This window comes from uncultured Aquimarina sp. (assembly GCF_947500065.1).
Lineage (GTDB): Bacteria > Bacteroidota > Bacteroidia > Flavobacteriales > Flavobacteriaceae > Aquimarina.
The window spans coordinates 1-10,130 of sequence record NZ_CANMQT010000026.1 but is presented as its reverse complement, the minus strand read 5'-3'; the positions used below and the strand labels follow the sequence as shown (position 1 = coordinate 10,130).

Below are 10,130 nucleotides of genomic sequence, written 5' to 3'. Positions count from 1 at the left end.
AATATATGTGTCGTAGCAGGGCAAAATGTTACCCTATTTTCGACAAAAACTGCGCATTGGTTGCTAACTTTTACTTTTTGCAAGCATTGCGCCACTGTAAAAATACACAGACTTTTCGAATCATCACTTAACTGCTATGAACACATATATAGTGTTATGGCACGTACCACTTTTACAAGCCTGAACTTGGTAAACAAGCCGCAGTAAAGTGATATCAGATTGCGCCTGCCTGCCTCTGGCAGGAATTGCTCCGTATTATTTTTCTTAATCTCCAGCGATCACTTTGCTGCCTTTGGATTTATCACTTACCAAACTAAAAAAACACAAATCCTTTTTCCGTTAAAATTATCGTGATGAGCCAAAAAAAAGCGATTTTTCAGCACGTTACTGCTCCGAAATACTCCTTTTGAGTTATTTTTTCATCGCTTTTTTACTTTTGATCCGATACAAACCACTGCAAAAATTCTCAGTTCAAACGATCGAGGTTCGTCCGCAGACAGGTTCAGATTGCGTTTTGCTTTTTAGATAACAAGTATGTGCCCTAACGTTTAATATATGTGTCGTAGCAGAGTAAAATGTTACCTTGCTTTTCGATTTTTCCGTGCATTGATTGCTAACTTTTGCTTTTTGCAAGCATTGCGCCTTCATAAATATACTAAGACCATTCGATTCATCACTTGGCTGCTATGATCACATATATGTTGTTAGCCTACGTTTTTTATTTCCACAATCTTTTCCGTAGAGATTAGTAATTCCGTTATGATGCTAAACGAAAAATTACTTGGTTCTTTATTTCCTTCCAGAGTATAGTGTATAAACGCTATTTGGATTTTGGATTTGTTCTGAAATTCAAGAATTAGTTCTACAAAACGCTCTTCTTTTTCCGTTCTCATTGTGTAGTCGACAACATACTCAAATCCCATACTTTTAAAACTGGAATTCACAACATTTAATCCAACATATTTTTTTAATTCAGAGATGTTTTCATTGTCCAGTTGATGCAAATTATCTTGTCCGTATATAGTTTCGACAGATTTGTTTTCCATAACATAGCATTCGAGTTTAGAATTCCAAGCTGTGGAAATAATTCCGGAAGGGAATTTCAATTCAATTCCAGCATCGATTATCCAAATACCTTCGTTCGACAATTCAAAAAAGTTGTCATTAACCTGATAGAAGTTTATTCCCATTAAAGGTCCTGAAAGGATAATCGATTCTAAAGTTTGTTTTAATTCGTCGATACTTTCTGTCATATTTTATATGTAGGCTAACGCCAAATATATGAATCGGAGCAAGGCAAACATACCTGAACCAATCGATTTATCTGTGCATTTTTATTTCTTATTCAATTTATAAAAATCTAGCGCCTTTGCAAAAAGGAAATTACCTTTCGATCTGGCACTAAACTTTGCTCTGATTTCATATATAATGTTAGCAACAGGCTATTTTATTATTGAATCATAGTCAGTTATTAATGCTCTCATTAACATCTCTCCATTTTTACCTAATCCTTTGTTTTTGAGTCCTAAGTCTTTTCTCATTTCTAGCATTATCTTCGTCATAAAATTCAGATTCTTTTTTGAGTCAAAATTCTCATTTCCATTGTTTTTATATAAAAATTGAAAATAATCAGAAAATGATTTTATTACAGAAGGTGAAGCATATAAGACGTATTTTTTATAAAAATCAAATAATTCAGATATCATTTCTTTGTCAGAGTTTTTCTTTTTCTCCTTTGTATGGTCAAAAAAACCAATCATTAAGTTCACATACTTTTGGTATATTTCTCTTCTTTCTTTAGTCACTTCACTTGTTAGAGCTTTCTTTTTTTCAATATTGGTTTTAAGTAAATAACCTATTCCAGCACCGAGAACGGGAAGAGTGATTGTTAAAATTGTAATTATAGTCTGTGAATTCATTGTTTTAAAGTTCCATCATCATTTATAAATTTGAACTCATAATCTTGGTTAATTATTTGTCCGCCTTCGCTTAGAAAGGTTCCAAACATTCCTCTCCAGTCTTCATTATCTGATTCTTTGGGAGTATCCCATCGAATCATTCCACAAAAGTTTGGCTCGTCCGATTGCGATATTATAACGACTCCAAATTCATCGTTTAAAGAAACTTTAGTTCCGTGAACAAAATCGTGGTTTCGTTTCCAATTATCTACACGGTCAAATATTTGATTACCTAATTCCAATCCATCAATTCCAGTCAAATCATCCCAATCACAAGTTGGAGAAAACCAATACCATATTTGGGTAAAATCTGCTACGTTATCAGATTCGACCTCGTAAATTTCCTCTACAAGTACTTTATGGAATTCTTCGGCAGACAGAAAGTTATTTGAATAACCGCCTTTATACTTAGATAACAATTTTTCTGCTTTATGCAAGTCCGCAATCAACTCCGAAAGTTCCCATTTCTTCCAATATTCAATTTTGGAGAGTTGGTTCTTTTTCTTTTTGAAGAGTCTCTTAAACATTTTTAATTCTTTTGCTTGTTGCTAACGTTTAATATATGTGTCGTAGCAGGGCAAAATGTTACCCTGTTTTTCGTTTTTTCTGCGCATTGGTTGTTAACTTTTCCTTTCTGCAAGCATTGCGCTTTACCAAAAATACAACAACCATTCGATTCATTACTTAGCTGCTATGATCACATATATGTTGTTGTGGCCAGTTTATTTATTTAATCTCGTTATCATAATCATAATATTCCAGAGAGAGAATAAGTCACTTCCTTTTTTCGTAATAAAAATCGTTTCTTTTCCGTCAAATTCAGTAATTAACAATTCGCGTTCGTTGCGTTTTTTAATTTTTTTGAGTTTAGTTTCACCAGCTTCTGCTTTTTCGAAATATTCTTTCCGATTTTTAGAATCCACATCTTCAATTGCATCTAATTTTACAGAGTTGAGTTTTGTTCCATCATACCCAATAATTCTTTTTGTTCCCAATGCTGTCCAATTATTCTTCGAATCCGTAAATAGTAAGATTATTTTTCCGCTATCTTTTTCGTCAAAATGATTTAAGTATTTCATTTTGACTTCGTCAGTCAAGTTCTCAAATAAAAATACAGTTTTATTCGGCAGATTATGTTGAGAAGCTCTCCACTTAATTCTATCTTCTATAAATTCGACTGTTTTTCGCATTCAGTTTAATTGGCTACAACGCCAAATATATGAATCGGAGCAAGGCAAGTAAGCCAGAACCAATCGATCTATTTGCGCATTTTTATTTCTTATTCAATTTATAAAAACCTAGCGCCATCGCAAAAAGGAAATGACCTTTCGATTGGCACTAAACTTTGCTTTGATTTCATATATAATGTTAGACACAGGCTATTTTTCCCATATCTTCCGTATTAATTTGATTATTGGTAGTTTGCCAGGTGAGTTTTTTTTCTCTTCCTTAGGCTCATCACTTATGGTAACCTTTTTGTAATTTTTCTCAATATAATCCCATTCATCCATATCAGGTTGTTTTAAGTCTGATCCACCTCTATGAGGATGTTGAACATAATCTTCAGGAGGTTTTGGTAAACTTTCTTTGCAAGAATCTGAACAAACATTTACTAACAAAGGAACTATATCGGTAGCTACACCTAATGTTATCCAATATTGACTATTGTTGATAAAAGACATTTCTCTTTTACAAATACTACAATTAATTATATCAGAAGTATATTTTACAGGATTATGATTTAATCTAGGGAATCCCTTTCTGTTTTTATAGTTCCCGTATAATGCTCTAGTGCTTATTCTGCTGTCTTTTAAATTTTTACAATTAGTTATTTCATAAGGAAGCCAATTTAAATCGTAAGAACCGTAAGGGTCAAAATATTCAAGAGATTCCATTTCTCCAATTTCAGGAGGTATTCTTTTTAAGTTACTTCCATAAAGCCCGATTTTTTTCACTCTTTTGAGTTTGGATATAGATTTTGGAAGCGTATATATTTGAGAGAATAATTCATCACCTAGATACTCTTTGGGAACAAATTCATCAGATCCGTTTTTAGCTATCAGCTCAACATATTCACATAATTTTTGCCAAGCGACAGAGTCTCTATTTTGAAAATTGTTTGGAATTTTAGAGATTGTATTAGCCATATTATTTATGCTTGAGTCTAACGTCTCTTGTATGTTGCGTTTGCTTCCCGAAGGGAGCACATGCAATATACAAACTGTTGTGGTTAGTATTTATTCATTCAATATTTCGATCAAAATAGGGAATTCAGATTCCACTTTTTTATTATCCCTCTTTCCATCGTAATCATTGTCTCCGTATTCAAGTCCGACTGCAATTAGTCCTTCCATTCCATTTCGTTCAGGTTTCGGTATTTCTTTCAAAATTTTTGCAAAATCGTTTTCTCCGATTCTGTATATTATTTGTGTCAAAATGTAACCTAAATCATAAGAACCAGCCGCGCCTCCATTCGGAAAATTTTTTAATTCAATGATTGAATTTTTATCTTTTTCCAGAGATTTATAAATAAGGTTTTCTAATTTTCGGTTTTCTGACAAAGATTGATGAACAAGTAAAGTGTCTCCAATTATTACTTCATCAATTTTTCCTTTTTTGCAACAGATTAGAGTCAAAGTCAGAAGTGTAAAAATAATTTTTCTTACCATAAGTAAGGTTTTGCGAAATAAATCCAACCACACCATAAAGTCCAAAAGCAACTGAATAAAAGTCCGCCTATGAAAAATAATATTCTTAATCTTTTAATTCTGATTTTATTTTTTAAATAGTACCAGTCAAATAATTCCAATAAAATTCCTAATGAGTAAAAGATATTTGCGCCAATTCCCCAAATTATAATTCCAATTGTGTCATCTATAGTCCAAGAATATTCTCCTCTTGAAAGTCCGTCATAAATAGCAAAAACCCCAAAAAGTCCAACAGCTACATTATAAATCCACCTCTTGGATTCCCACCATTTTATGTTCGATTTTAATTCTTCTATTGTCATTTTTTTTAATTAACCACAACGTTAAGTATAAGAAACGTAGGGCAGGGGTAAGCGATACGTTTCGAATTGGTACTAAGCCAAATATAAATATTTTGCTTTTATCTTTTTTCTCATAAACGCCAAATTTTATAGTTGGTGACTTTTCAAATAAACACAGACCTTTCGATTGAGCCCAAAAGCCCTATGTTTTCTTATACATTGTTGTAAACAGTTTTAAAAAAAATGAAATTCATTGTCAGTACTTAATCCAATGGAAACATCAGCTTTTTTTAATAATTTATCATTCATTAATAGCTTACCTGAACTAATTGGAATTTTACAAAATCGTATAGCTTTTTTATTTTTTAAGAATATCATTAAATTGATATCTTTTTTCGAATTTATTCTGTTTAAGTCTAATAGATTTAGATTGTATTTTTTTTCTACTTTATGAATGTCAGATTCAGGTCTTAGTATTAATAATTCGTCCCATTCAAAACTTTTATTATTGCTTAAGTCTATAATATTATCTTGATCTTTAAATGTCTCAATAATAAATTCTGTCAATTCATTGTCTTGTTTTACTTGTGTTACATTATTACAACAAGTAAATAATAGAACGATAAATAATAGATTAAGAATAAATTTCATTTTCTTTCAGTTTAATATGAATTCTAAGTAAAGTTTTTACATATTGATAATCAATTTTTTAGTGCAATTCGCTCCGTAAAATGTTTCCTCAAATCAATTAATTTTCAAGAATAGAGGGAATTGTTTACAACGTTCCGAATATGAATTGTGATGTGCTGAAAGCCATCATAATTTCATATTTATTGTTGTAGGCAGTTTTTTATCCATTTGCAATTTCTTCAGCTGCGACATCAAGTATTTGTAAATATCTATCGAGTACTGTTGTATTTGGAACTGTTGACCTTGGGTCAATTGAAAATAATAATTTATATGCTGTATAATTGGATACTGCAGTACCTAAAATTCTTGTACTTAATCCGTCTAATTTACTAGTTGTTGTAGATGAGATATGTGCTGCAGAATTCCTAATAGTTTTTAAATCCATTAAATCATTATTGATGGAACTTAATGCAGTATTGAAAACATAACCTTGATGAAAAAATATTTTACTTATGTTCCTTATTTTTTCAGGATTTGACCAATCCATATGACGTTGATTTCCAATAATGATCTTATGTGCGTGTTCAGCATCAATAGGATTTACCCATTTAGCGGGTCTGTTGTTTAGAATAGATGGCTCATTTAGTAAATAATCTACGAAAGAATTCTCAATAAATGTTTCCCAAGCGATATAAATTCTTAAAAATGCAGATTCACTAATAAACTCTCTCATATCTCTTGCTATTTTGTATGAGCCACTTGCATATTTTTGATGTGCAAATGTGATATGAGAAACTAGAGTTGTTGTTGTGGCTCTAAAATCAATTAAATTTTGTGATAAAGCCATATTTTAGATTGAATTTATAATATTAAGAATAAACTCAGTTCTTCTTATTCTAACCTTAGTGTCAGTTGTAGCTCTTCTACTATCTTCTAAAAACTGTATTTGTTCAACCGACATATTTTGGAAAGGAACTGTTCCGAAAAGAATGTTTAATTCAGTAAGAGCTATTTTAGTTCTTTCGTATTTGTTAATTTCAATCTCAGTTTTATCTATATTGAGATTTTTTAAACCAAATTTGGTATGGAAAAAGCTTGTAAATAATGTGTAAAATAAATGAACTCTTCTAAATTGAGTGTTTTTTAATGATTCATCAAAAACAATTTTTATTAGCTCAATTGTTTCATCAAATTGATTTTCTATTAAATCTGTATCGTAATTGAATTCTTTCTCGTATTTACTGTAGAAAGATTTGATTTGCTTTTTAGATTGTATTCCCTCAATCATTGAAATTACTAAATCAGCTACTAAAGTAGCGTCAGCCATTCTTAGTACATTCTGATTTGTTAGGATTTTATTATCTGACCAAAAATCATTATGCTTATGTGATAGTCTGTCAACTAATATCTTAAATTCACTGAAATGATTAGCATTAATTTTTTCTTGCTGGTTAAGTACAACAGAATAAGAATTTAATCTAGCAAAAATGTCTAGAATTTCATTATCAGGAAGGTTAACTAATAAATCCACAGAAATTTCATAATTCAGAATTGTTGATTGAATATCAGGGTCAATATTGCTTAGTTGACTAAAAAAGAAACCACCGTATTTTTGATTGTGCTTTTTCTTAATAGTAAAGCCATCATTAATAAATGATAAAATAGTTCTAAGTCTTTGTTGACCATCAACTACTTCACGTATCGATTGTCTATTTTCAATATTTAAAGTTTGTCTAATAAATATTTTGGGAATGGGTTTTCCTCTAATTATTGTATCCATTAAGTACGATTTAGCATCGTCTGCCCAAATCGCTTTTCTTTGAAATTTAGGGGAAAGTATTAATTGTTTCTTATCATTCCATTCAAGAAAATCATTAATACTATATGTTCTACTGTCAAAATTTTTCATTCTATTTAAATATTTCTTCTTGGATGGTTTTCAAATTGCCTACAACGTTAAATATATGTGTCGTAGCAGGTCAAAATGTTACCTTGCTTATTGATTTTTCTTCGCATTGGTTGCTAACTTTTACTTTTTGCAAACATTGCGCATTACCAAATATACAAAGACCAATCGATTAATCACTTAGCTGCTATGATCACATATATGTTGTTGTGCATAGTTATTTTTTCCATATTCCAAATTCATTTCGGATTAAGTTTAAAATCTCGCACATATAAATCAATTCGTCAATTTCTGGATAATGTTTTAAATATCCGTCGGGATTAGAAAACTCAAATTCTTTTACCTTATCCCATCCTTTGACTTGAACCTTAAATCCCTCTCCATCTACAATTGCAATCTGCTTGCTCATCAATTCATATTCCTCAATCTCTTTACCTCGATATTTTCTTTTTACTTTTTCCACATCTCCGCGAGTAACTAATTTCCATTGGATTTCACTTAAACTTGGCAAGTTCAAAATGTGACTTCGTAGAAAGTTTTGAAAAACGAATTCCAAATCACTTTTCGATTTTAGAGTTTGCTTTTCTGTTCGCATTTCTACTTGTCCATTAACTTTTGCGTAATGCTCGTGAAATTCCGCTGTCCATTTCTTAGATTTATCCTTAAACATTCTAAAAAGTGATGAGTAATTAGTTATTCCGTCATCTTGATAAATTCTAACTTCAGTTTCGTAAGTTAGAGAGTCAGTTATATTAAAGTCAGAATTAATTTCGGAAAGATTTTGGGAATATAAACTAAGGCTTAATAGTGGGATCAAAAATAATATTATGTTTTTCATCTATTGAATTAGTTTGCTCGAAACTAAGTTTATTAAGTCAATTATGTAAATCAGAATGAGTAAACTATTCTTTTGAGTTAGTCAACTATTATTTTTCACAATTATGCACAACGCCAAATATATGAATCGGAGCAAGGCAAACATACCTGAACCAATTGATCTATCTGCGCATTTTTATTTCTTGTTTAATTTATAAAAATCTAGCGCCTTTTCAAAAAGGGAATGACCTTTTGATCTAGCATTAAATTGCTCTGATTTCATATATAATGTTGTAACCAGTTTAATTCCAATATATTTTTGTTGTTATTTGATATGTTCCAAATTCATCTGCTCCCTCAGTCCATATCATTATGAGTTCTGTATTACATTTTTCTGTCTGCCAAACTATTTTACGTTCTAGCCATTCTCCATAACCCTCTTCCTTTTTTTTAATGATTTTTCCCTGATTTGGTTCGGGTTTGGATAAATGTTTGGATATGATCTTTGAAATTTCATCAAACTTTTTGTTATAATCATCAAATTTACCTGATTGGTCATTTTCTTTCTTTAAAAGGTCATCAATAGACTCCATACTATTTTTTGTATCCCAATCATACGTTATTAACCTTACTACGTTGTCCTCTTTAGTATAGTAATAATGAACTTGAATAGGTATACTATTAGCTTTTGTCCGATTAAAAACTTTTGGTTGTGCTAAATTAAACTTATCAGCATTTGGGAAATAATCATCGGAGACAGACATTTCAAATGGGGGAGTATATTCTTTTGAGTTAAGTTTTTTTTCAATTTGAAAAGACTTGTTTATTGAAATTTGGTCAAAACAAAAAAAATCATCTTTCAATTCCATAAAATCTGGAATAGTATCTTCATTTTTTTTGTCAGTAGATTTACAGGACAAAATTGATAGTAATATTATTAGAATAAAGTTCATTTTCATTTTAGTTAAAAGTTTTCAATTAATTTAAGGTAATTGGTTACAACGTTTAATATATGTGTCTTAGCAGGGCAAAATGTTACCCTGTTTTATGATTTTTCTGCGCATTGGTTGCAAACTTTAACTTTCTGCAAGCATTGCGCCTTACCAAATATACCAGAACCTTTCAACTCGTCACCTAACTGCTATGACATATATATCGTGTTAGGGCACGTATTTTTTTATCAATCTCCATTTGACATCATTATCGTCAATTCCTATCAGCCCTTCACTAATACTCCAATAATACTTTTCAGGTAATTTTCCTTTCGTATGTATATCGGAAGTGAATGTTTTTATATCATTATATAATTTTCCATTAATGTTTAAATTTGTAATAGGTATTTTTTCAAAGTCGGTTTTACTCATATTACAACTTCCCATAGTACCTTTTAGAGAAAGTTCAAACTCAATATATGTTTGTGAATCTGAAAATCTATGAATTTGCATTAAACTGTTCTCAATGTAACCCTTATATTTTGGATTTGGATTTGAATGTTTGCATGTTAATCTATAAAATTCAAGTTTGTCAGGGAAAAATTCCAAAGGATCAGAATCAACTTCAAATTGCCCAAATCCCTTAAGAAATATAGTGTCTAATTCGTTTTTTGAAGATTTGAATACTAGGCTTTCGTTTCCGGAATAAGGGATTAATTCAAGATCTGATTCATCAATTTTATAAGTCCGATTACAGGAAACAACTCCTGCAATGAATATCAATAGTATTACTTTTTTATACATTCTATTAATATGTGCCCTAACGTTTCTTGTATGGTGCGTTTGCTTCCCGAAGGGAGCAAATGAACTATACAAATTGTTGTAAGTAGTGTTTTTAT

Annotated in this window: 14 protein-coding genes; 1 reads left to right on the top strand and 13 read right to left on the bottom strand. The window is 30.7% G+C overall.

Features of this window, described 5'->3' with window-relative positions; all coding sequences use genetic code 11:
• On the top strand, positions 1-207 hold a 207-nt coding region (locus tag Q0975_RS28195; RefSeq protein ID WP_299444302.1), incomplete at its 5' end, for a hypothetical protein.
• A 497-nt stretch (positions 208-704) separates the two neighbouring features.
• Here the strand turns inward: Q0975_RS28195 and Q0975_RS28190 are convergent.
• The 13 genes from Q0975_RS28190 to Q0975_RS28130 all read right to left on the bottom strand — a co-directional run.
• Entirely contained in the window at positions 705-1,253 is a 549-nt protein-coding gene (locus tag Q0975_RS28190) for a hypothetical protein (protein WP_299444299.1), read from the bottom strand.
• Between the two features lie 189 nt (positions 1,254-1,442).
• Positions 1,443-1,919, bottom strand: a complete 477-nt coding sequence (locus tag Q0975_RS28185) for a hypothetical protein (protein ID WP_299444297.1) — start codon at positions 1,917-1,919, stop codon at positions 1,443-1,445.
• Positions 1,916-2,485, bottom strand: coding sequence for a hypothetical protein (locus tag Q0975_RS28180; RefSeq protein WP_299444294.1), 570 nt, complete (start codon positions 2,483-2,485; stop codon positions 1,916-1,918). The genes Q0975_RS28185 and Q0975_RS28180 overlap by 4 nt, the downstream gene beginning before the upstream one ends.
• 195 nt (positions 2,486-2,680) lie before the next feature.
• Complete coding sequence (locus Q0975_RS28175; protein ID WP_299444292.1) at positions 2,681-3,148, bottom strand: hypothetical protein; 468 nt, start codon at positions 3,146-3,148, stop codon at positions 2,681-2,683.
• Between the two features lie 189 nt (positions 3,149-3,337).
• A complete protein-coding gene (locus Q0975_RS28170) occupies positions 3,338-4,105 on the bottom strand; it encodes a hypothetical protein (protein WP_299444289.1) in 768 nt (255 codons plus the stop codon).
• 90 nt (positions 4,106-4,195) lie between these two features.
• Entirely contained in the window at positions 4,196-4,627 is a 432-nt protein-coding gene (locus tag Q0975_RS28165; RefSeq protein ID WP_299444286.1) for a hypothetical protein, read from the bottom strand.
• Positions 4,621-4,968 (bottom strand): hypothetical protein, encoded by a 348-nt coding sequence (locus Q0975_RS28160; protein ID WP_299444283.1) that lies wholly within the window; start codon positions 4,966-4,968, stop codon positions 4,621-4,623. The genes Q0975_RS28165 and Q0975_RS28160 overlap by 7 nt, the downstream gene beginning before the upstream one ends.
• A 213-nt stretch (positions 4,969-5,181) precedes the next feature.
• The gene (locus Q0975_RS28155; RefSeq protein WP_299444280.1) at positions 5,182-5,598 is read right to left on the bottom strand and encodes a hypothetical protein; all 417 of its coding nucleotides are present in this window, start codon (positions 5,596-5,598) and stop codon (positions 5,182-5,184) included.
• 199 nt (positions 5,599-5,797) lie between these two features.
• Positions 5,798-6,424 carry a hypothetical protein gene (locus Q0975_RS28150; protein ID WP_299444277.1) on the bottom strand — a complete coding sequence of 209 codons (627 nt, stop codon included), beginning with the start codon at positions 6,422-6,424 and terminating at the stop codon, positions 5,798-5,800.
• 3 nt (positions 6,425-6,427) lie between these two features.
• A complete protein-coding gene (locus tag Q0975_RS28145; protein WP_299444274.1) occupies positions 6,428-7,486 on the bottom strand; it encodes a DUF262 domain-containing protein in 1,059 nt (352 codons plus the stop codon).
• A 214-nt stretch (positions 7,487-7,700) separates the two neighbouring features.
• On the bottom strand, positions 7,701-8,321 hold the full coding sequence (locus Q0975_RS28140; protein ID WP_299444271.1) for a hypothetical protein: 621 nt from the start codon (positions 8,319-8,321) through the stop codon (positions 7,701-7,703).
• A 280-nt stretch (positions 8,322-8,601) separates the two neighbouring features.
• Positions 8,602-9,252, bottom strand: coding sequence for a hypothetical protein (locus tag Q0975_RS28135; protein ID WP_299444268.1), 651 nt, complete (start codon positions 9,250-9,252; stop codon positions 8,602-8,604).
• Positions 9,253-9,459: 207 nt separating this feature from the next.
• A partial coding sequence (locus tag Q0975_RS28130; protein ID WP_299444265.1) for a hypothetical protein occupies positions 9,460-10,130 on the bottom strand: 671 nt, incomplete at its 5' end.